Genomic DNA, 22,512 nt, shown 5'->3' with positions numbered 1-22,512 from the left:
GGCCCTCCATTAAACAATACGCTTGGTCATCAAAAAACACTGCCCACTTCGTCATCGACGGGCACCATACGTACCAGATTTAAATGGTCGTCATCATCTTCGGAAGGTGGATGAATCAGATTTTCAATATGCTGCTTAGTGGCCAGAAACTCCGGCGATAAAAATTGTTCCGGCGAGCGAGGGTGCGGCACAGGTACTTCAACCAGTTCCTGTACTTCACCAGGGTTAGCTTTTAACACCAGAATACGATCCGCCAGGTAAACGGCTTCATCGAGATCATGGGTAATAAAAAACACGGTGATATCAATGTTCTTCCAGATTTCCAGCAAATAGGCCTGCATTTTGGCCCGGGTCTGGGCATCAAGTGCCCCAAAAGGTTCATCCATTAATAATACTTTGGGTTTATTGGCTAACGCCCGGGCAATGGCAACCCGCTGCTTCATACCACCGGATAACTGATGCGGATAACTGTTTTCAAAGCGTGATAAACCAATCAGCTCAATCCATTGACGAGCTTCTGCCTCCGCCGTATCTTTATCCATACCGGCTTCCAGCAAGCCAAACATCACATTGCGTTTAACCGTTAACCAGGGGAATAAGGTATAGCCCTGAAAGACCATGCCACGTTCCGGCCCCGGGCGTGAAACGGCCTCACCGTCCAGTAATACCTGACCGCTACTGGCCTGCTCCAGCCCGGCTAAAATGCGGATTAATGTCGATTTACCACAACCAGACGGGCCAATCACACACACAAATTCGCGTTTATGAATTTTCAGATCAATATTTTTTAATGCAGTGACTTCGCCCTGATGGCTGTTAAAGGTTTTACTCAAGCCTTTCACTTCCATCGTTACCGGACGCTGCTTTAAGCGATCAAAACGATCTTTAACAGCAGCACTTTGTTGCTGGTAGTCAGGTACCTGGTTATTGCTTACGTCAGACATAACTACCTCTTATTGTTTCTTTTGCCATGGGAATAAACGTCGGCCGATCCAGGCCAGAATCAGGTCAATAACCAATCCCATAATGCCAATCATCATGATAGCGGCGAATACATTGTCGAAATTTTTATAACGTGCTTGCTGGGTAATAAACCAGGTAATACCAGAGCTGCTGCCAATTAATTCGGCCACAATTAAATAGGTCCAGGCCCAGCCTAATAAAATACGGGTATCGCGGTATAAATCCGGCAAAATGCCTGGCACCACAATACGGAATAACATCGAACGGTTACCGGCACCTAAAGTTTGTCCGGCTTCTAATAATGCCGGGTCCAGTTTACGGGTGGTATTGGCCACCACGAGTACCTGTTGAAAAAATGTACCAATAAAAATAATGGCAATTTTTGGGGCTTGATAAATCCCAAGAATCGCGACGGCCAGCGCACCAAATGCCGGAGCAGGTAAATAACGGAAGAATTCAATAAAGGGTTCAAACAAGCGGGAGAAAAAATCATAGGTACCGGCGAGAATACCCAGCGGGATACCAATAATCGATGACAGAATAAATCCCCAGAAAATAACCTGCAAACTGCTCCATAAACTTTCATGCAGCCAACTCTCGCTGCGGCGTTTTGGCTCAGTGGTAAAGGCCGTATAAAACGCAGTAGCGACTTCATGAGGTGCGGGTAAATACACTGGGTTGGCAGGCTCACCAACGGGTAATGCAGTACCAGCTGCTTCGGCTTTCGCCAGCTCTTTGGCAAAGACATCCTCTTTAACACGCATGCCTTCACGGAAATAAGAGACGGAGCCTTTATCGCTGACTTCCACCAATGGATGCCACAACACCGGAACATAACTGACCAGACACCAGATGGCTAACGGCAACAGGAAACTCATAACCGTAACCGTACTGCGGCGGCGGGCTGGCAGCGGTTTATTGATGTAAAACCAGGACATAACTGCGCCTTCTCGGTAAAGAATATATTAAAAACAAAAAGAGATTATTTCAGAGCCCGTGGCCCTCTTTTTTAATAGCAGGCAAATTAACTGCAAGTTATTAACAGTCAGCTATTAACAATCAAGAGGGCCGGGCTTATATCACTGAGTGTTAAATCACAGTGATTCCATCAGAGAAGTGTCGATATAGCTGTCCAATGGCTGAGCAGTTTCATAGACTTTATTATCAACATTAAAGTCATCGGCAATTTTGCTGGAGCCGTACAGAGACTTAAAGCCGTTGGCTTTTTTCAGAATTGGCTTAGCCTGTTCCAGCGTCAGAATCTGAGTGCCATCAATAAAGCCTTTATACACTTCAGGCTCCAGGCCCACACGGGCAGACATAATGCTGATCGCTTCTTCACGGGTTTTTGGATCGTTCAGGTAATCCACTGCCATGTACCAGGCTTCCAGAACTTTTTTCCACTCATCACGGTTAGCGGCCAGACTTTCCGGAGAAACAGCCAGTACGTCATAAATCAGGCCCGGCTCATCGGCACTGGAGTAAACACGGGTTGAGCCCGGTACCAGTTCCAATGCCTGACCAGAGTTTGGCTGCCATGCCACAACCGCATCAACCTGACCCGATGCCAGAACCTGAGGCGTTTCGTTGGTTGGTACATTTACCAGTTCAACATCCGCTTCGGTCAGGCCATTTTTTTCCAGTGCATTCAGCAATAACAGGTGACCGACAAAGCCGATTTCAACACCAATTTTTTTGCCTTTTAATTCTTTAACGGAGGTGATGCCTGGTGCAGCAACAATCATATCGTTGCCGTTACTGTAATCGTTCACAAGAATCATCACATTCTGAGCACCGGTTGAACCGGTTACCAGTGCGTCACCATTGGTCATTGCAACCGCATCCAGCTTACCCGCAGCAAAGGCATCCATACTGGCGACATAATCGAACCACTCGAACTCGACTTCAACGCCCGCTTTATCAAACATATCTTTTTCGATGGCGATTTCCCAGGCCACCCAACCTGGCCAATCGCTGTAGCCGATTTTCAGAGGTTCAGCCACTGCACTGCCAGCCATTAACAGGCCCGCAAATAAAGAACCGAACAAATGCTTACGGATTTTCATAGGTCACTCCCGGTATTACTATTTTTAGTTTTGGTAATACCGGACAGAGCAGCTAGTGTGCCAGCGATCGTTATCAGAGTTGGTAATTAATCCTTTACTCAGCCACAGCTGACTCATAAACCCTGCTATTGCAGGCGCTGCAGGAATTGTCACAATTGTCACGTAAGAGAAATCAGGAGAGAAGAATCCTCAGCATTGAAGATCTAATAGGAATGCGTCTTATTTTTATGCACCATTAAAGGGATATTTATTATTAGCGCCCCATAATTGGGCTTATTGATACTTAGGTTTAGTGCTTAGCTGCAGGCTTCCTGATCTTACGCCACAGCCACATCAGCGGATAACCCATCACCACAAACGGGTACATCAAGGGTGGATACACCGAAAATACCACCGCCAGCAGGGGCAGACAGAACAGAACGATGACATTAAACGTCCCCATGTCGGCAAATGCTCCGGCAATACCACCCGGGTGCTGCTCTAACAGCAGGGTTAGTTCAATGGCACCGTAGGAAAACAGAGCTAGGGCAAGGATATAGATAAGGGATTTGGAGGTTTTCATAATATGGTCTTTGCTGGTTATTTACCTGAAATGTTGTACTTTAATATCACCGTTTTTTAACTCGCATCAGCCACTGGTAAATCCGAATAAACGGATACATTAGCACCGGAAATGAACCGGTCAAAAACACAATATAAAACACCTCTATAATAACAAACCTAAGCAATAGGCTGAATATTTAACTGGGCTCAAAACAAGCGCTACGCTTCACTGAAATTGAAGCGCTGTACGCTATAAGGCCCGGAGCGCTTGCTATTATTAGTGGTTAAAAAGAATTCAGCAGCTGTGTTAGAGGCGCCTCATCAACAAAGTGCGTGATTCTTACTATGTAGGATAGATAAACGCAGCGTTATCTGACATTCCTGTCTTTAGAGCTATCTTGAGTTGCAAACCAAATATGTATCCGACAAGATACAACCTTGGTTGCCAGGAGGAATAAAATGAATACCACAACATTTGATGCCGCTGATTATCTGGAAACCGAAGCCGATATTCAGGAGTACCTGCGCCTAGCAGCTCAGGATGGTAACGCCCAACATCTGGTCTATTGCCTTGGTGTAGCGGCACGTGCCAAAGGAATGACGGAAGTTGCTAAAAAAGCCGGAGTGACCCGCGCCAGTTTGTATAAATCCTTAGAGGAAGGTGCCAATCCAAAATTGGAAACCATTAGCAAAGTACTGGGGGTTTTTGGCTTAAAGCTGGCGGTTCAGGTTGAGACCTTTTTGGAGAGGGAGGGAAGCTGATATGAAAGACGAATTATTTGAATCTCTGATGCAAAGTGTCCAACAGGCTGACGATATTCTTAAGAATAAACAGAAAGCTGAGCAAACGGCTGAGATTAAATTGCCGAAGGGCGCTTCGCTTATCCGAACTACGGTTCATAAAAAATCGTAGGGTGGTAATTCCAGGCTTACAGAGCATCTATGGGTATCGCGGGGCTCAGCTCAGCATAACGGTACCTCGCCGTTAAAGTAAAAGATCAATTATTTTTCTGGCATTGCCGCTCTACATTCAAAAACGCCTTCGCTAATTCTTCAGCGTAGACAATCCAATACACTAAATTCCTTTCACGATAAGTATCCAATGTATCCTCATAGACAAGTCGACCAGCCTCCTTTTTCTCCTTAGTTGCAGCTTCATAAATTGTAGATATAGCTGAATATGCAATATCTAAGCAGGGTTCATCGATGTGCCGTTCTTTATCACAGTGAGCAATTCTTTTATCCCTAAATCCCTTTATCTCATCTCGATATGCTTTCCAAAGCTCCTGGGAAATAACAAGATTTTTCAATAGCTCCTCATACACAGTATCGACATTTGATAATACTTTTCGATAATGAAAATCGTCATTATTTGTATCGCCAAATATTTTCATAAAATCTAAAACAGCCATATCATAAAAGTTATTATGAATAATGATTGGCAAGGTTCCGGGGGAGTCATGCCAGCTATCTTTTGCAAGAGCATAGCAAGAGTATTGGCAACAAAAATTTCTACAAAGCTCAATTAGCTGAGTCAACTTTCTTCCTTGATCCATATTTTTCCCTCAAATCACCTCTAATAATAATTGACGCAAAACCGAAAAAACTAGCATAAAAAAGAAAACCACAAAAAACCCGCTGCCTATCTTATTTCCACAAGACAAACAGCGGGTTTTCTTTTTCCTTTAAACCAAAGCTTTAATAAAAAGCCTTAGTTCTCCTCACACCACACACGCGCGTTACGGAACATACGCATCCAGGCGCCGTCTTCATCCCAGTGATCCGGTGCCCAGCTGTTCTGAACCGCACGGAATACACGCTCTGGGTGCGGCATCATAATGGTTACTCGACCATCATTCGCGGTCAGGCCAGTAATACCTTGTGGAGAGCCGTTCGGGTTCGCCGGGTATTGCTCAGTGGTTTCGCCGTAGTTATTCACATAACGCAGGGCAATCTGGCCCGCCAGCTCATCGATATCCGCTTCGTCAGCAAATTCCGCACGACCCTCACCGTGTGCCACAGCGATTGGCATTTGTGAGCCAGCCATGCCTGCCAGGAATACCGAATCCGATTCCTGAATTTCTACCATAGAAACACGCGCTTCAAACTGTTCGCTCATATTGCGAACAAAGTGTGGCCAGTGCTCGGCACCCGGAATCAGTTCGTGTAGGTTCGACAGCATCTGACAGCCATTACACACACCCAGTGCGAAGGTATCAGCACGCTCGAAGAAAGCGGCAAACTGGCTGCGCGCCTGTTCGTTAAACAGGATGGACTTGGCCCAACCTTCACCCGCACCTAATACGTCACCGTAGGAGAAGCCGCCACAGGCCACTAAACCACGGAACTGATCCAGCGTTACGGCACCCGACAGTACGTCACTCATATGTACGTCGATGGTGGTGAAGCCAGCACGATCAAAGGCGGCGGCCATTTCGATCTGGCCGTTCACACCCTGCTCACGCAGAATCGCGACTTTTGGAGCATCTTCAGAACCTGCGGCTGGCAAATCAGAAGTAATATCTTCGTTGATATCAAAAGACAGCTCAGCATTTAAGCCCGGATCTTCGGCATCCAGCAGGGTGTCGAATTCTTGTTTCGCGCAATCTGCGTTGTCACGCAGTGCTTGCATTTCGTAGCTGGTTTGCGACCAGATACGCTGCCAATTCACACGGGATTCAGTCAGGAATTCTTCATCCTGGAAGCTGAAGGTAATCTGGTCGTCTTCGTTCACGCTACCAATCACCTGAGTACAGTCACCCAGGCCAGCTGCTTCGAACTGAGCCAGTACTTCTTCAAGATCGTCACGACGAACCTGAATCACACCACCCAGCTCTTCTGCGAACAGCGCAGCGGCAAGATCGTCTTCAGATTCCGCCAGCAGATCCATCTTAATATCCATACCGACATGACCGGCGAAGGACATTTCGGTCAGGGTGGCGAATAAACCACCGTCGGAACGGTCGTGGTAAGCCAGCAGTTTGTTGTCGGCGTTTAAGCCCTGCATCACGGCGAAGAAAGCTTTCAGGTCTTCGGCATCATCTAAATCTGCCGGTACGCTACCCACTTCACCGTAAACCTGTGCCAGACAGGAAGCACCTAAACGGTTCTGACCACGACCCAGGTCGATCAGTAATAAATCTGTCTCGCCTTGGTCAGCACGCAGTTGAGGCGTCAGTACTTTGCGCGCGTCGGTCACGGGTGCAAAGCCGGTGATAATCAGCGACATGGGCGCGGTAACGGCTTTGTCGGTTCCGTCTTCTTGCCAGCGAGTCTTCATCGACATGGAGTCTTTACCCACAGGGATGGTTACCTGCAGTTCTGGGCACAGCTCCATACCTACCGCTTTTACTGTTTCGTATAACTTCTGATCTTCACCGTCGTGGCCTGCGGCACACATCCAGTTAGCCGACATTTTTACATCAGCCAGTTTGGCAATTGGCGCAGCCGCTAGGTTAGTAATCGCTTCGGCTACCGCTAAACGACCAGACGCTGGGCTATCCAGCAGAGCAACCGGAGTACGCTCACCCATCGCCATCGCTTCGCCCGCGTAGTTATCGTAAGAAGACGTTGTCACCGCCACGTCAGCCACCGGCACCTGCCATGGGCCAACAAACTGATCTCGTGCCACGGTACCAGTAATGGAACGGTCACCAATGGTGATCAGGAAGCTTTTGGAAGCAACGGTTGGTAATTTCAGAACACGCTCAGCTGCTTCTGCCAGCTTGATACCGGCGCTTTCGAAGTTCTCGGCTTTCACCTCGCGAGACTTCACATCACGGTGCATACGTGGCGGTTTGCCCAGCAGAACCTGTAATGGCAGATCAACCGGTTTATTGTCGAAGTGGCTGTCGGTAACGGTCAGGTGTTCTTCTTCGGTGGCGTAACCTACAACTGCGTATGGGCAGCGCTCACGCTCACAGATGGCATCGAACGTATCCATATCTTCTTCAGCAACCGCCATTACATAGCGTTCCTGAGATTCGTTCGACCAGATCGCCAGCGGACTCATGCCCGGTTCGTCATTGGGCACGTTACGCAGCTCGAAGTTACCACCACGACCACCGTCGCCAACCAGCTCAGGGAAGGCGTTAGATAAACCACCGGCACCTACATCGTGAATAAAGGCAATTGGGTTTTCATCACCCAGCTGCCAGCAGCGGTCGATCACTTCCTGACAACGACGTTCCATTTCCGGGTTTTCACGCTGAACAGAAGCAAAGTCCAGGTCGGCGTTCGATTGACCGGACGACATAGAAGACGCTGCACCGCCACCCAGGCCAATTTGCATCGCCGGGCCACCCAGTGCGATCAGGCGAGCGCCAACCGGGATATCACCTTTTTGTACGTGCTCGTCACGGATGTTGCCGTAACCACCGGCAATCATAATTGGCTTGTGGTAACCACGAACTTCACCGTCGTGTTGCAGCTCGAAAGTACGGAAGTAACCGTTCAACGCCGGACGACCAAATTCGTTGTTAAATGCCGCCCCACCAATCGGGCCTTCCAGCATAATATCCAGAGCAGACACAATGCGGTCTGGCTTGCCATACTGGCTTTCCCATGGCTGTTCGAAGCCCGGGATTTTTAAGTCGGATACAGTAAAACCGGTTAGACCTGCTTTTGGCTTGGAACCACGGCCGGTTGCCCCTTCGTCACGGATCTCACCACCAGAACCGGTCGCCGCACCGGAGTGTGGTGCAATTGCGGTTGGGTGGTTATGGGTTTCAACCTTCATCAGGATATGCATATCTTCTTCGTGGTATGCATAACCTTTATTAGAAGGATTGGGGAAGAAACGACCGGCTTTGTGGCCAGTAATCACAGAAGCGTTGTCTTTATAAGCCGACAGAATGTTCTCGTTGTAACACTCGTAGGTGTTCTTAATCATCTGGAACAGTGACTTGTCCTGATCTTCGCCGTCAATGGTCCAGCTGGCATTAAAGATCTTGTGACGGCAGTGCTCAGAGTTCGCTTGGGCGAACATCATCAGTTCCACATCCGTCGGGTTACGGTCGAGAATCTTGTAGTTATCAACCAGATAATCAATTTCATCTTCGGCCAGAGCTAAACCTAAGCTCTTATCCGCTGCAACCAAAGCGTCGCGACCGCCGGCCAGAATATCAACGGTATCTAATGGCGCAGGTTCAGCGTGGGAGAACAGATTTTCAGCATCACCACTATCAGCCAGTACGGTTTCAACCATGCGGTCGTGCAGAGCAGCAGCGATGGCGTCACGATCACTCTCTTGAGCGCCTTCAACGTAATAAACGATGCCACGTTCTAAACGCAGTACTTTATCTAAACCACAGTTGTGGGCGATATCCGATGCTTTAGAAGACCACGGCGAAATGGTGCCAAAAAGTGGTACCACCAAAAACTCTTCGCCACTGCCTTCTTTAACGTCAGCTTTAGGGCCATATTTCAGCAAACGGGCCAGAACCTGTAATTCATTGCCATCCAGCTCGGCGCTGGTATCAGCAAAATGCACAAATTCGGCATAAACAGAAGTAACAGCCGGTACAACCGATTGCAGTTTTGACAGGACTTTATTCTGACGGAATTCAGAAAGCGCTGGCGCGCCACGCAGCTCTAGCATTGCGGGATAACTCCACGAAGAGTGAGGCAAAAACGAAGCGCGAATAATACCGGAGAGGTGTTTGTGGCACCAGATCAGAACCCGGCTTTCACTTGGTATAACTACGTATTTTCTGCTCTTTTAAGAAACACCAGCAAAGGATTGGTTATCAGGCAATCAAAGCTGACCAGAGAGACAATCTTTCAGCACCGACTCATCCGATATAAGCCGCCCAGAACTTGGTCAACCAGGGCCTGAAATCTTTGATTTTTACTGATAAAAACATTCATGAAACCAGATTTGTTCCATTTTTATTAACAAAATAAGACAAATTTTCCCACATCGCTGAAAACCACTGATTTTCAAGGACTTGCGTCACATTCCTTACGAGAACCTACAGTCATTTTGCAAGATTACACAGTTAGTCGGTTGTTTTTTAAGCAATCGACAAGATAAAATGGCTCATCAATTTACGAAATGCACCAAATAAGTGCAAAAATAAAGGTTTTATCGGGATGTCCGGCTCATTTAGTCTGATTATCAAATCGCTACTCTCCGTTATGTGCATTTTGGTACTAACGGGGAGCGTGCGCCCGTCAAACCTGCAGGAAACTCTGATGCGTGGTGATATCACCATGGTCAGCCGTAACAGCCCAACCACTTATTATGAAGATCGCAGTGGTGTTACGGGTTATGAGTACGAGTTAGCAAAAAGCTTTGCTGATTATCTGGGTGTGGAATTAAAGGTTGTACTGGCAGATTCCACTGCGGATATTTTTCCGATATTAGATAAAGGTCAGGCAGCCTTTGCCGCAGCAGGTTTAACCGTTACCGAGAAGCGTCAACGCCGGGTACATTTTGCTCCATCTTACCTGACGAGTAGCGGTCAGATTATTTATCGTCGTGGTGGCCTCAAACCCAAAGCCATCGCTGATCTGAGCCAGGGACAACTGGTGGTATCAGCACAATCCAGTCACTCTCAACGGTTGCGTGCATTACAGGCTAATGAATTGCCCGAACTGACCTGGAGTGAAGGTGCCGATCTGGAAGTCAGCGACCTGCTGCAAATGGTAGCAACCGGCAATATCGACTTCACCGTGGTGGACTCAAACGAGTTCAGAATGCTGCAGGCTTATTTCCCGAATCTGGCGATTGCATTTGACCTGACTGAAAAACAAAACGTGGCCTGGGCTTTTGAACATTCGCGCGACAACAGCCTGCATCTGGCGGCAGAAGAGTTTTTTAACCTGCCACAAACTCAGGCTAAGTTACTGCGTCTCTCTGAACGTTTTTATGGTCATCTGGATCAGCTTAATTATGTCGGTGCCAAACGCTTCCTGAAACAAACCGAGAAGAAGCTGGATCGGTATAAAAGTGAGTTTCAGAAAGCAGCTGATCAACATGAATTTGACTGGCGCTTATTAGCGGCGATGGGCTATCAGGAAAGCCACTGGAATCCACGCGCCAAAAGTTTTACCGGTGTACGCGGCCTGATGATGTTAACCCGTAATACTGCCAGAGAACTGGGCATTAAAAACCGCCTGGACCCGAAACAAAGTATCGAAGGTGGCAGCCGTTACCTGGCTAAATTGCGTAAGCGTTTAGGCAGCGATGTTCAGGAGCCGGATCGTACCTGGATGGCGATGGCCGCTTATAACGTGGGTTTTGGTCACTTACGTGACGCCCGCAAGCTGACCCTTAAAATGGGCGGCGACCCGAATTTATGGCACGACGTAATGGAAACATTGCCGTTGTTAAGCCAGAAACGCTATTACCGTAAAACCACCCATGGTTATGCACGCGGGCAGGAGCCTGTGGACTATGTGCAGAACATTCGTCGTTATTATGATGTTCTGGTGTGGCAAGATGAACAGCACCCTGTTTTCCCACAGGAGGAGGAGTCAATCATGTTGTCTTCTTCAACCGTGACGGTGATTCCTCCACTCCTTTAAGTACCGTTTTTGAATGGCATTAAACGAGTTTTCGGGCTCTGAATCACAGGTTCAGAGCTCTTTTTTTATTGTTAACATCTGGTTATTCGCTGCCAGCCAGTGCTGACGACGAGCGTGCTTCAACTTCCTCAACAAATTCCAATACCACTTCCGCACTTTCCTGTGGAATTTCTAACATCGGAGCATGGCCTACTTCCGGAAAGATCACGCTGCGGCTATCTGGCAGATATTGCTCAAACACCTGCACACTGCTGACATCCAGCACCCGGTCTTCTTCACCCCAGATAATCAGTACCGGCTCTTTAATTTGTTGTAGCATTTTCAGGTTGTCATCACTGCGCTTGGCTTCTTCGGCAACGGCCTGAATATCAGCGAAAATCTGGTGATTAATATCATTACGTAACTGCGCACGACGGGATAACACATTGGTTGCCGGCCAGGGCAGAAACGGCTGTTGCTCCATGGCGAATTCACTCAAGTGAATAAAATCGTCTTTGCTGTTCACAATCAGTGGATTCTTGCCACCATTATCAATAATGGTCTGAAATTCTGATTTATTGGGTGGCAATACACCAGCGGCATCGACCAGCGTAATAGAGCGCACCCGCTCCGGCTGTGAGTGGCTGTACAGCAGTGCAATACCACCCCCCATGGAGTTACCCACCAGATGCAGTTCGTTTAATTCCAGCGCTTCAACAAACTCCGCCAACCACGCCGCTTGCTGGGCAAAATCGTAGGTATATTCTGGGTTAAAGCTGGTTTCTCCATGGCCTGGCAGATCCGGAGCAATCACGCGGTAATCGTCAAAGTAACGGGCAAAACGCAGCCAGTTATCTTTATCAACGGCAAAGCCGTGCAACAATAAGATGGTGGGCTTTTGTTTAACTTCAGAGTCCAGATAGACCCAATCGTGATCAGCAACCCGTATGCGTTTCAGCGTCAGATCGGACATGGATCGTTCGGCTTTCAGGCCGAGGTTAAAAAGAGAATCCTGAGTGCTGGCACAGCCAGTTAAACACAATAATGCCAGAATCACTGGCAAGCGGAGCAGTTTGAGCATGGTGAGTACCCTGAGTGATGATTGTTATTATTCGACACCCACTCGTTGATACTGTTTCGTGTTAACAGACCTTAATACCAGTCTTCGCCAATATTAGTCTTCGGCGGGCGCAGTTTTTTGTTTCAGGCGTTTTTTGGCCGCACGACGCTGCGCAAAAAACTCCGACATAATAGCCGAACAGTCCTGCGCCAGTACACCACCTGACAGCTCAATCGTATGATTAAAAAATGGCTGAGTTAACAATTGGATCGCACTTTCCACCGCTCCGGCTTTCGGCTCGGTCGTGCCATACACCAAACGCTGAATACGGCTATGAATTAACAACCCGGAGCACATAGAACAAGGTTCCACCGTGACGTATAAGGTTGCGCCGGTTAAGCGGTAATTACCGATATTTCTGGCCGCATCCCGTAGTGCCACCATTTCCGCATGGGCACTGGGATCCAGTGAGGTAATCGGCTGGTTATAACCACGGCCGATAATCTCACCGTTAAGCACCACAACAGCCCCTACCGGCACTTCTCCGGCTTCAAACGCCAACCGCGCCTGCTCCAGCGCGGCTTGCATAAAAGCCTGATCATCGTCAGTGATTGCCTTGGTTGGCGGGTTATTTTGTTCAGACAAAGATACATCTTCCGGGTAACAATAAGCCGCCTATGATAAACCATTAATGCTCAAGAATATCCCGTTTAAAATCGCCTTTAAAATGAGGAATCTGATGTAAGTCCTGCTCCCCTTCCATGCTGAAAAACATGGCGCTGTCTTCCGGCGGGAAAACCTTCACATTACTCTGGCTGCTGATCGCACGATCGCCATGCATCATATCTTTCAGCATCAGATAAATTTCTTCGTAGCTGTCGCCTTTTAACTCAACTTCTACTTCGGTCATAAAACGAAATGACATCTTAGCCATAATCGAACTCCTCAACGGCGTACCGTTTTTCAGTCAGGATTTAAGAACCTGTTTCCGATGCTAGAGCAGAGCACTCAGAAACGCCGTTAAAATCGTAGTTTTAGCATGACTAAAACTAATAATTTCGCCATAAATACTCAGCTGATATAAGCTGAGCCCAAAAGTGCGAGAGAGATGACAGCAATGACACAAAAGACCCCAAAGCGAGTCGCTATTTATTGTGGCGCTAAACACGGCAATAACCCGGCGTTTGAACAAGGCGCCAAAGCATTAGCCAGCTGGTTAGCACAACAGGGCATTGGCGTTGTGTATGGTGGTGGCCGTAACGGTTTAATGGGAGTGATTGCTGATGCCGCGCTGGAAGCCGGTGGTGAAGTGATTGGGGTGATGCCTGACAATATGTACATCCGCGAAACCGCTCATCAAGAGCTGACTCGCCTGGAGCACGCCGACAGTATGCACGACCGCAAAGCGCGTATGGCTGAGCTGGCGGATGCTTTTATTGCCCTGCCGGGTGGCATTGGCACACTGGATGAGTTAATCGAAATCTGGTGTTGGTCAGGTATTGGTGATCACGATAAACCAGTGATCTGTTTTGATATTAATGAGTTCTGGCAGCCGTTTTTTGACTTATTACAGCACGTGCAAAAGACGGGTTTTTCACATCATCAGAAGCCGATGCTGCGGGTGAAAAATACCGATGAGCTGGCCGAATTATTTGCTTTGAAATAATTCAGGAATTCCAACCGAGTTAAGATGAGCTCCAATGATTATCTTTCTCTCGCCGGATCGGAGGCACTTCCATGTGCCTTCGATCCTACCGTCACATGCTCATTCAGCACATCCATGTGCATCACCCTTCGGGCAGCTTCGCTGTGCAAAAATACTCTCCTGCATTTTTGTATGACTGCTTCGAAAGATAATCACTGGAACTCATCTGACAAGCGAATTAATCCGCCGCCAATAAATGGCGACTTTCAGCAGCAAAGCCCGAGCCTACTTCGGCGTAGTAGTTAAACACCACATCCACACCCAGCGACAATAGCTGCTCACGTTCGTCTTCATAACGCGCAACCGTAGCCACCTTGCCCTGATAATTCGCCAGTTTCAGCATTTCCAGCGTGCTAAGAATTTCCTGTTGCGATGGCAACGCCAACATCACCAAACGGATATTCTGAGTACACACCCGCTGCCAGAATTCCATATCATCGGAGTCGCCCAGCACAATCGAAAAGCCCTGATCTTTCAGCGCTTGTACCCGCTCCGGATCAGACTCAATACCCCAGACTTTATCGCCATATTCTGGCTGCAACGCGCTGTAAGCCCCTTTACCCACCCGGCCCATACCCAACACCAGCACTTCAGCTCCGACAGGGCGGCTAAAGCTCTGGTGTGCGCCTTTACGCTCAAAGCGATTAATAACGACGTTATACAAAGCGTAATAATGGTGTGCTTTGCGATACATAAAGCTCGACAGAATAAAGGAGATGGACATAACCAGCGCAATAATCACCAGCCAGTCCTGCGACATCCAGCCGTTTTCCACACTCAGGCTGGCAACAATTAATCCGAATTCCGAGAAGTTGGTCAGCGCCAGTGCCGCCAGATAAGCCGATCGGCCAGACACATGAAACATCAGCAATAAGAAGAAAAATAATAAAAACTTCAGCGCTAATAATGCCATTAAAACGGCTGCCGTCAGCGCCATATCCAGCGTTGGCAAAGCGGTAAAGCCAATCGATAAAAAGAAACCAATCAGGAATAAGTCTTTAAAACTCATCAGAGATTTATACAGCTCAGCCGCTTTGGAATGTGAAGCCAGCAACATGCCAATAATCAGCGCACCTAAGTCGCCTTTCATATCGACCAGGTTAAATAATTCCGCCCCGCCTAATGCCAGAAAGAAACCGGATAGAGATAAAATTTCACCGTGCCCGGAGCGGCTTAAAATCTGATTCAGTAACGGTTTTACCAGCCACAGGCCCAACAGCGCCAGCGCCCAAACCGAGGGCAATTTGCCGGTGGATACCACCAGAAAAACCACCGCCACAATATCCTGAATAATCAGAATACCGAGCGCCAATTTACCGTGACGCACTTTAAGTTCGGAGGCTTCTTCCAGCATCTTGACCACACACACGGTGGAGGAAAAACTCAGTGAAAAGCCAATCAACGCCTGAGTATGCAGCGGTACATCAAAATAATGACTGATTCCCAACCAGCCACACATCGCCAGTACAGCCACCAGTACCCCGACCCACAATCCGGTATGTAAGGCGGAGCTGGCCCACACCTCCGGTTTAATCAGTGCTTTAAAATTGATTTTCAGACCAATGGTGAACAGCATCAGAGTGATGCCCATGGTGGCCAGTGTATCGAGGCTTTCAGCGGGCTCAACCCCCGCCGCATGCAAGCCAAATCCTGCGGCTAAATAGCCCACCAGCGGCGGCATACCTAACTGCTTCACTATAAAGCCGCACAGAAAGGCAACCAGAATCCAGATAAAATCCATAACGTTCAGATAACACAGTATTTAATAACAGATGGACGTATAGTATCGCAGCAACCTGATTAACGGCAGAGAAGAAATGGACAAAGACAATATTCTCAACTTCTGGTTTGATGCAGCGCAAGGCGAGCAGCAACTCAGCGATCTTGAAATTAACCAGCAGCAAACGGCGTTATGGTGGAAAAAAGACCCACATACCGATGTCACTATTCGCCAGCGTTTTGAACCAACCCTCAAAGCACTGTTACGCGGAGAACACAGCCACTGGCTACAGGATGCCCACGGACGATTGGCTGCGATTATTGTGTTGGATCAGTTCAGTCGCAATATGTACCGCAACAGCGCGTTATCCTTCACTCAGGACAGTCTGGCCCTGCACTGGTGCCTTGAAGGACTGCGACTGGATCAGGATAAACAGTTACGCCCCATCGAGCGGGTATTCTTTTATATGCCGCTGGAGCACGCCGAAAGCCCACAAATGCAGGCGTTATGTCTGAATAAATTCCAGCAGCTTAAAGCCGATGCACCGGACTCGTTTCAGGACACTGCCGAAAACTTTGTGCAGTTTGCGCAAAAGCATCAAGTGATTATTGATCGCTTTGGGCATTTTCCCCACCGCAATGCCATTCTTGGCCGGGAAAGCAGCGAGGAAGAAACAGAGTTTTTAAAACAACCGGGGTCAGGGTTTTAAACCTGGCCCGGAAGCTCAAACATGTCTTAACTACTCGCCTTAACTACACGACTGAAACAAACCACTTAAATCGAGCGTTGATTAACTCGCTTCATCAGTTCTTCAGCGCTTTCTTTGCGCTCAGAGTAACGGTCTACCAGATAATCACTGCGGTCACGCACCAGATAGGTGAACTTCATCAACTCTTCCAGAACATCGACAATACGATCGTAATAACCGGAAGGTTTCATACGATCGTTATCATCAAACTCCGCCCAGGCTTTAGCTACCGAAGACTGATTTGGGATGGTTAACATGCGCATCCAGCGTCCTAACACCCGCAATTGATTGACCACATTAAACGATTGTGAGCCGCCGCACACCTGCATCACCGCCAGAGTTTTACCCTGAGTCGGGCGTACCGCGCCCAGCGATAGCGGAATCCAGTCAATCTGAGATTTCATAATACCCGTCATAGAGCCATGACGCTCCGGAGAACACCACACCATGCCTTCGCTCCACTGCACCAGATCACGCAGTTCCTGAACTTTTTCATGTTCAACATCGGCGTCGTCAGGCAGAGGCAAACCAGATGGATTAAAAATACGGGTTTCTGCGCCCATTTTTTCTAAAATACGAGCGCTTTCTTCCACGACTAAACGCGAGAAAGAACGTTCACGCAGGGAACCATATAACAGCAAGATACGAGGTTTATGTTCGCTCGCGGAATCTGCGAATACATTTTCTGGTGTCGGAACCTGAAAACAGTCTTCGACTAAATTAGCTGGTTCTTGGTTATTTAAATCTGTCATAACAATTTTTTCATCAACTTCAGAATTAGATAAGCAGCTTGGTTGAACTTTCAATAGCAGCAACAAGGATGTTGCGTGCCCATAACAGGCGCAGGGATGCGCCTTGTGATGGGTGCGGCTGAAAGATCAAGTAAGCTACTTATCATCTTGATCTAGTCAGTTTTGAATAATCCTTAACTGGCGAACCAACCACGCGTACGATTAGCAAACCATACCAACGATAACATCACGGGTACTTCCACCAGCACTCCCACCACGGTTGCCAAAGCGGCACCGGAGTGCAAACCAAATAAAGAAATCGCAACCGCAACGGCCAGTTCAAAAAAGTTGCTGGTACCAATCATACAAGCCGGTGCCGCAATGTTATGAGCCAGCTTCATTTTCAGTGCGGCAAAATAGGCGATAAAGAAAATACCGTAGGTCTGAATCATCAGCGGAATAGCAATTAGCACAATGTCCTGTGGTTTTTCGACAATCGTTGGTGCCTGTAAACCAAACAGAATCACCACCGTACTGATTAAGCCAATAATCGACCAGGGTTTTAACTTACTGGTGAAGTGCTCAATCGCATGTACTTCATGTTTGCTTTCTAACAATTTGCGCGTTACTGCACCAGCAACCAGCGGTAGTACAACGTACAAAACAACGGATAACAGCAAGGTTTCCCACGGCACTTCTACATCGGTAACGCTGAGCAAAAAGGCGGTAATTGGTGCAAAAGCAAAGATCATAATAATGTCGTTAACCGACACCTGAACCAAGGTGTAGTTAGCATCGCCCTTAGTCAGCTGACTCCAGACAAAGACCATCGCCGTACAAGGCGCAACACCTAATAAAATCATACCGGCGATATATTCGCTGGCCGTTTGTGGATCAACCCAATCCGCAAATAAGCCGTGAAAAAATAACCAGCCAATCGCCGCCATCGAGAAAGGTTTGATCAGCCAGTTAATTACCAGCGTCAGCACCAGTCCTTGCGGTTTTTTACCCACATCTTTAATTGCTGAGAAATCAACCTGTACCATCATGGGGTAAATCATCAGCCAGATTAATACCGCAACAACCAGATTAACGTGTGCAAACTCGTAGCCCGCAATGGCTGTAAATAAGTCCGGAATAATCAGACCAGCAGCCACGCCACCAATAATGCCAGCAGCAATCCAGACGGATAAATAACGTTCAAAAATACCCATGGTATCAGCCCACTTCGCTCAAATCGGTTAATAACTGACGCAGTTGTGCATCGTCTTTAATATCAGTGGTTAATAAAGTCTGAATACGCGTTGTTAAAGTCGCAGCAACCTTTTTAAATAGTGCCGCTTGCTCTGCTTCGTCTTCTAATTTGGAAGGGTCTGGTAAACCCCAATGTGCTTTGATGCCTTTACCAAACCAGACCGGGCAGGTTTCGCCCGCTGCGCTATCACATACAGTAATTGCAATCACCGGGCCGCTTTCGGAATCAGAAAAGTAATCTTCAAACTCATCCCAGCTCTGGCTTTGTAAACCCTCGGTACTGATTCCCTGCTGCTGCAGGAAATTTAATGTACCCGGATAGACCACACCGGCTGGCTGGCTGCCTGCACTGCGGACTTGCCAATCGGAGTTTTCTTTCGCGATCACATCTCGGGTGATGGCTTCTGCCAGAATACTGCGGCAGCGATTATGGGTGCAGATAAATAGTAATTTCACGAGCTTGATCTCTTCAGATTCATTACATCAGAAAACCACACATTCTTTTTAGTCGCACACGTCGTAAGGCACATCCATGTGCCTGCGACGTGCACGCAACATCCTGTTGCTGCTTTAAAAAAGAATCTGAGTTTTTCTGCTCTAATGCCGCTAATGCTGTTCACACTGGCGGTTTAACAACAATCAGTTTCCTCCGCACGCAGCGGACTGACCTTACATAAACGTTGATTAATATCGGCAAGAAACTCAGCATTATGCTTCAGCGTATGAGCAATCAGTTCTTGCGCCCAGCCACATAATTGTGGATGTAACGAATAATGCACCCACTGGCCACGCTTCTCTCCAACCACCAGCTCACATTCGCGCAACTGAGCCAAATGACGAGAAACTTTGGGTTGGCTTAACTGCAGTGCTTCTGTCAGCTCACACACACACAACTCGCCATGCTGCTCCAACAGCAACAATAACGACAGGCGTGTCTCTTCACTCATACACTTAAACAGAACTTGCGGTTGCACTTTGCTCTCTCAACGTCTTAATCATAATATATGAAAAATCATATATACGTTTTTTCATATATTCAAGCAAAAACAACTCATCTGCTTTAAGCTGACCGCCAATTCCGCGGAAGTTAATAAGAGAATGCCGTATGAATGTTGGGATTTTTATCTACGACCAGGCCGAAGTACTGGACTTCGCAGGCCCGTTTGAAGTGTTTTCCACCGCCAATCGCCTGGCAACGCCTACCCCCTTTAATGTCTTTCTGGTAGCCGAACAAGCACAAACAATCAACGCCCGGGGCGGCCTGAGCGTCGTTCCACATTACAGTTTTCAAAACCATCCGGATATTGATGTGCTGATTGTTGTCGGTGGTGTCCATACCGAAGTGCTGACCAAACCGGAAGTCATCTCCTGGGTAGCCAATACAGCGGCCAATACCACTTATGTTGCTTCAGTATGCACGGGAGTTTTTATTCTGGCCGAAGCCGGAGTAGTCACGAATCAGACGGTCACCACCCACTGGGAAGATATCGGTGAACTGCAGCAGAACTACCCGGGTCTGACTGTGGTTGATGGCCGTCGCTGGGTTGATCAGGGAAAAATTATTTCTTCTGGCGGTATCTCGGCTGGTATTGATATGAGCCTGCATCTGGTTGAACGTTTAACCAACCTGACTCTGGCCGAAAAAACAGCCCGACAGATGGAATTTGATTGGCGTAAAGAGAGCAACTGACAGAGCGGTCATTGTCTTCTGCAGTTGCTTTTAAACGGCATCATTGGCCCTTAATAAGCGAAATAAACACTGCTAACTTGCCGTTATTGCAATAAAAACAATTCAATGGAAATAACCATGCCTGCAAAAAAGTTCGACTTAATTGTATTTGGTGCCACCAGTTTTGTTGGTGAAATTCTGACCCGTTATCTGGCAGAAACCTTCGGTATCGGTGGTGAGCTGCACTGGGCCATCGCCGGTCGCAGCGAGCGTAAACTGCACGCCGTGCGCGATACTTTGACCCCATTCCTGAAAGAGCACACCAATGATCTGCCCATTTTGCTGGCCGATGCCGACAACGAAAGCCAGTTAAAAGAGTTAACCAGCAAAACCAAGGTGATCGTCTCCACTGTTGGCCCTTATGCACTTTATGGCGAACCGTTAGTAAAAGTCTGCGCTGAAAATGGCATTGATTATTGCGATTTAACCGGTGAAAACCAGTGGATTAAACGGATGCTGGATAAGTACGAAGACAGCGCCCGGGAATCTGGCGCGCGCATCGTTCATTGCTGCGGTTTTGACTCTGTGCCATCGGATATGGGGGTGTATTTTCTGCAACAACACGCCGAGCAGTCACTGGGATCGATGGTTGAGCGTATTAAAATGCGGGTTAAAGCGGCCAAAGGTGGTATGTCTGGCGGCACCATCGCCAGCATTATTCATCTTACCAAAGAAGCCATTGCCAACCCGGCGTTGCGCAAAGAACTGGCTAACCCGTATTCAATCAGCCCATCAGACGCTGGCTTTTATGTTCGACAGCCTAACGTCAAAGGTGCCGTGTTCGATAAAGATTTCAACAGCTGGAGCGCGCCTTTTATCATGGCGGCTATCAATACCCGGGTGGTACACCGCTCTAACGCCTTACGTGACAAGGCTTATGGCGAGTCATTTATTTACGATGAGGCCATGTTAACCAGCAGCGATTTTAAAGGCCGGATGACTGCCATTGCGATTGTTAGCGGATTAGCCGCCTTTATGGTGGCCGCAGCGATCAAGCCCACACGCTGGTTGCTGGAGAACTACCTGCTACCCAAACCCGGTGAAGGCCCAACGCCGCAGCAACAACTGGACGGTTTTTATGATATTCGTTTTCAGGGCTATTCAGACGACGGCCACTCCATCACAACCCGGGTAACCGGCGACCGGGACCCGGGCTACGGCTCCACCGCTAAGATTTTAGGTCAGGCCGCCGTCAGTCTGGCACTGGATTTTCATAACGGTACCCGCAAAAAAGGTAAAAAAGGCGGCTTCTGGACACCGGCATCCATCTTTGACGAACGCTATATTCAACGGCTTCAGGATCATGCCGGCCTGACCTTTGAGGTTTTGGAGTAAAAAAAACCTGAAATACTACTGCCCCTGTAAAGTTTTCAGCCAGTCAACCAGAAAGCCCTGTGGTTGCTGCTGAACAAACAGGGTCAGTTCACGGGGCGTGTCATCCGCCAGCAAAAAACGGATGGTCACGCCATTATCCACCACGTCGATCACATCTAGCGCTTTGGTCGAAATAGCCAATGGCAGATCAGCTTCCTGCTCCAGATCCAGAATCAGCTGTGGCTGGGTTGAATAAGATGAGGCCAAAGCATAATCTTTCTCTGCTAAGGCACGGAAAAAATTAACCGCTGCTTCAGCTTTCCACTGCTCAAACCGGTTGGCCGGGATAAAATTGCCTAAACGCTTACCACTATTGCGTTCAGAAGCCAGCGAAGCGACGTCAGAACGCAGCACCGGTGTGGTTTTGTCAGAGTTTGCCTCAGGAGGAGAGCCAACCGAGGTATCGAAACACCCGATCAGTGCGATCATAGAAAAGAGTGCTATCCATTTCATTATACTTATCCTGTTGCCAGCCATCAGTTGCTGACATAAAACGTTTCAGGCGGATAGTAGCCTAATCATAGAAAGGTGAATATCCCTGAACGACAAAAAACCTACATTTTTTGACCGTTTGTTCCATACACACCAACAAAGTAACCCTCTGCGCGGCCAGAATACTTCCATCAAAGCGTCAAAAACAGTGCCTGAAATTTCGTCAGCAATTTGTCTAAAAACTAAACAACGAGTCACAAAAATTAACAAAATCAGCAAGTTAGACATCTATTCAGGTCACATTCCTGACATCTTAACGCTTTATCAATTTATTACTGTTCAATTCCTGACTGATGAGCTAGGTTATTTAACGACCTCACCACATAATCAGAAAAACTAAGACGTAATGCAGTTAAATATGTCGTATAACCTCCACAAAGTAGCCCCGGCCGTTGTTGTCGCAGGTTTGGTGATGATGCTCTCCTGCGTCTGCCTAGCAACCTACTCCGGTCTGGTACCACCACCGGCCATTCAGCATATTGATATCACGCTGGATGAATTACCTCAGGTCGGTGCATTAGGCATACATGCGTCGTCTTGTGGCTTCTCGCCTGAATAAACCACGCTTCTTTTCCTTTCGCCCTCAACTTTCCCTTCCCATTTAGATACACTAGCGCG

The 22,512-nt window shown here is 47.9% G+C and carries 23 protein-coding genes; 8 read left to right on the top strand and 15 right to left on the bottom strand.

Translation table 11 applies throughout. From position 1 onward, the window contains the following. Positions 1-29 precede the first annotated feature (29 nt). The 4 genes from ACO05E_RS13495 to ACO05E_RS13480 form a co-directional block, all read right to left on the bottom strand. Positions 30-944: an ABC transporter ATP-binding protein gene (locus ACO05E_RS13495; protein ID WP_419813464.1), complete on the bottom strand. Its 915-nt coding sequence runs from the start codon at positions 942-944 to the stop codon at positions 30-32. Positions 945-953: 9 nt separating this feature from the next. Continuing rightward, positions 954-1,901, bottom strand: coding sequence for an ABC transporter permease (locus ACO05E_RS13490; RefSeq protein WP_419813463.1), 948 nt, complete (start codon positions 1,899-1,901; stop codon positions 954-956). 156 nt (positions 1,902-2,057) lie between these two features. Next, positions 2,058-3,029: an ABC transporter substrate-binding protein gene (locus ACO05E_RS13485; RefSeq protein ID WP_419813462.1), complete on the bottom strand. Its 972-nt coding sequence runs from the start codon at positions 3,027-3,029 to the stop codon at positions 2,058-2,060. A gap of 289 nt (positions 3,030-3,318) precedes the next feature. Further along, entirely contained in the window at positions 3,319-3,591 is a 273-nt protein-coding gene (locus ACO05E_RS13480) for a hypothetical protein (protein WP_419813461.1), read from the bottom strand. A gap of 440 nt (positions 3,592-4,031) precedes the next feature. Here ACO05E_RS13480 and ACO05E_RS13475 point away from each other — a divergent pair, with 440 nt between their 5' ends. Together ACO05E_RS13475 and ACO05E_RS13470 are read left to right on the top strand one after the other, a co-directional pair. Then, on the top strand, positions 4,032-4,334 hold the full coding sequence (locus tag ACO05E_RS13475; RefSeq protein WP_419813460.1) for an addiction module antidote protein: 303 nt from the start codon (positions 4,032-4,034) through the stop codon (positions 4,332-4,334). A gap of 1 nt (position 4,335) precedes the next feature. Beyond that, positions 4,336-4,485 (top strand): hypothetical protein, encoded by a 150-nt coding sequence (locus ACO05E_RS13470; RefSeq protein ID WP_419813459.1) that lies wholly within the window; start codon positions 4,336-4,338, stop codon positions 4,483-4,485. Between the two features lie 85 nt (positions 4,486-4,570). Here the strand turns inward: ACO05E_RS13470 and ACO05E_RS13465 are convergent, their stop codons facing one another. Continuing rightward, the gene (locus ACO05E_RS13465) at positions 4,571-5,128 is read right to left on the bottom strand and encodes a hypothetical protein (protein WP_419813458.1); all 558 of its coding nucleotides are present in this window, start codon (positions 5,126-5,128) and stop codon (positions 4,571-4,573) included. A 155-nt stretch (positions 5,129-5,283) separates the two neighbouring features. Then, positions 5,284-9,171: a phosphoribosylformylglycinamidine synthase gene (gene purL, locus ACO05E_RS13460; RefSeq protein ID WP_419813457.1), complete on the bottom strand. Its 3,888-nt coding sequence runs from the start codon at positions 9,169-9,171 to the stop codon at positions 5,284-5,286. Positions 9,172-9,665: 494 nt separating this feature from the next. Here purL and mltF point away from each other — a divergent pair, with 494 nt between their 5' ends. Beyond that, a complete protein-coding gene (gene mltF, locus ACO05E_RS13455) occupies positions 9,666-11,102 on the top strand; it encodes a membrane-bound lytic murein transglycosylase MltF (protein WP_419813456.1) in 1,437 nt (478 codons plus the stop codon). 82 nt (positions 11,103-11,184) lie between these two features. On the opposite strand, the gene ACO05E_RS13450 is transcribed toward mltF, so the two are convergent. From ACO05E_RS13450 to ACO05E_RS13440, 3 genes are all read right to left on the bottom strand, one after another. Beyond that, the gene (locus ACO05E_RS13450; RefSeq protein ID WP_419813455.1) at positions 11,185-12,162 is read right to left on the bottom strand and encodes an alpha/beta fold hydrolase; all 978 of its coding nucleotides are present in this window, start codon (positions 12,160-12,162) and stop codon (positions 11,185-11,187) included. Positions 12,163-12,255: 93 nt separating this feature from the next. After that, on the bottom strand, positions 12,256-12,786 hold the full coding sequence (gene tadA, locus ACO05E_RS13445) for a tRNA adenosine(34) deaminase TadA (RefSeq protein ID WP_419813454.1): 531 nt from the start codon (positions 12,784-12,786) through the stop codon (positions 12,256-12,258). Between the two features lie 43 nt (positions 12,787-12,829). Beyond that, complete coding sequence (locus tag ACO05E_RS13440) at positions 12,830-13,075, bottom strand: hypothetical protein (protein WP_419813453.1); 246 nt, start codon at positions 13,073-13,075, stop codon at positions 12,830-12,832. 183 nt (positions 13,076-13,258) lie between these two features. On the opposite strand from ACO05E_RS13440, the gene ACO05E_RS13435 reads away from it, so the two are divergent. Then, positions 13,259-13,807 (top strand): TIGR00730 family Rossman fold protein, encoded by a 549-nt coding sequence (locus ACO05E_RS13435; protein WP_419813452.1) that lies wholly within the window; start codon positions 13,259-13,261, stop codon positions 13,805-13,807. A gap of 217 nt (positions 13,808-14,024) precedes the next feature. Here ACO05E_RS13435 and ACO05E_RS13430 read toward each other — a convergent pair whose 3' ends face one another. Then, positions 14,025-15,587, bottom strand: a complete 1,563-nt coding sequence (locus ACO05E_RS13430; RefSeq protein WP_419813451.1) for a cation:proton antiporter — start codon at positions 15,585-15,587, stop codon at positions 14,025-14,027. Between the two features lie 76 nt (positions 15,588-15,663). Between ACO05E_RS13430 and ACO05E_RS13425 the strand changes: the two genes are divergently transcribed. After that, positions 15,664-16,275 carry a DUF924 family protein gene (locus ACO05E_RS13425; RefSeq protein WP_419813450.1) on the top strand — a complete coding sequence of 204 codons (612 nt, stop codon included), beginning with the start codon at positions 15,664-15,666 and terminating at the stop codon, positions 16,273-16,275. A 65-nt stretch (positions 16,276-16,340) separates the two neighbouring features. Here ACO05E_RS13425 and arsH read toward each other — a convergent pair whose 3' ends face one another. The 4 genes from arsH to ACO05E_RS13405 all read right to left on the bottom strand — a co-directional run bounded on the left by arsH (position 16,341) and on the right by ACO05E_RS13405 (position 19,273). Next, the gene (gene arsH / locus ACO05E_RS13420; RefSeq protein WP_419813449.1) at positions 16,341-17,066 is read right to left on the bottom strand and encodes an arsenical resistance protein ArsH; all 726 of its coding nucleotides are present in this window, start codon (positions 17,064-17,066) and stop codon (positions 16,341-16,343) included. Between the two features lie 173 nt (positions 17,067-17,239). Then, positions 17,240-18,259 (bottom strand): ACR3 family arsenite efflux transporter, encoded by a 1,020-nt coding sequence (gene arsB / locus ACO05E_RS13415; protein WP_419813448.1) that lies wholly within the window; start codon positions 18,257-18,259, stop codon positions 17,240-17,242. 4 nt (positions 18,260-18,263) lie between these two features. After that, positions 18,264-18,755, bottom strand: coding sequence for an arsenate reductase ArsC (locus ACO05E_RS13410; RefSeq protein ID WP_419813447.1), 492 nt, complete (start codon positions 18,753-18,755; stop codon positions 18,264-18,266). A gap of 173 nt (positions 18,756-18,928) precedes the next feature. Beyond that, positions 18,929-19,273 carry a metalloregulator ArsR/SmtB family transcription factor gene (locus ACO05E_RS13405; protein WP_419813446.1) on the bottom strand — a complete coding sequence of 115 codons (345 nt, stop codon included), beginning with the start codon at positions 19,271-19,273 and terminating at the stop codon, positions 18,929-18,931. Positions 19,274-19,404: 131 nt separating this feature from the next. Between ACO05E_RS13405 and ACO05E_RS13400 the strand changes: the two genes are divergently transcribed. Both ACO05E_RS13400 and ACO05E_RS13395 read left to right on the top strand, forming a co-directional pair. After that, on the top strand, positions 19,405-19,989 hold the full coding sequence (locus ACO05E_RS13400) for a DJ-1/PfpI family protein (protein ID WP_419813445.1): 585 nt from the start codon (positions 19,405-19,407) through the stop codon (positions 19,987-19,989). A gap of 117 nt (positions 19,990-20,106) precedes the next feature. Then, positions 20,107-21,363 (top strand): saccharopine dehydrogenase family protein, encoded by a 1,257-nt coding sequence (locus ACO05E_RS13395; RefSeq protein WP_419813444.1) that lies wholly within the window; start codon positions 20,107-20,109, stop codon positions 21,361-21,363. 15 nt (positions 21,364-21,378) lie between these two features. Here the strand turns inward: ACO05E_RS13395 and ACO05E_RS13390 are convergent, their stop codons facing one another. Continuing rightward, the gene (locus ACO05E_RS13390; protein WP_419813443.1) at positions 21,379-21,831 is read right to left on the bottom strand and encodes a hypothetical protein; all 453 of its coding nucleotides are present in this window, start codon (positions 21,829-21,831) and stop codon (positions 21,379-21,381) included. Positions 21,832-22,252: 421 nt separating this feature from the next. On the opposite strand from ACO05E_RS13390, the gene ACO05E_RS13385 reads away from it, so the two are divergent. Then, positions 22,253-22,453 (top strand): hypothetical protein, encoded by a 201-nt coding sequence (locus tag ACO05E_RS13385; protein WP_419813442.1) that lies wholly within the window; start codon positions 22,253-22,255, stop codon positions 22,451-22,453. The last annotated feature ends 59 nt before the right edge of the window (positions 22,454-22,512 follow it).

The organism is Bacterioplanoides sp. (assembly GCF_965226395.1).
GTDB lineage: Bacteria > Pseudomonadota > Gammaproteobacteria > Pseudomonadales > Oceanobacteraceae > Bacterioplanoides.
The sequence above is the reverse complement of the archived record's forward strand: the minus strand, read 5'-3'. Positions and strand labels throughout refer to the sequence as shown.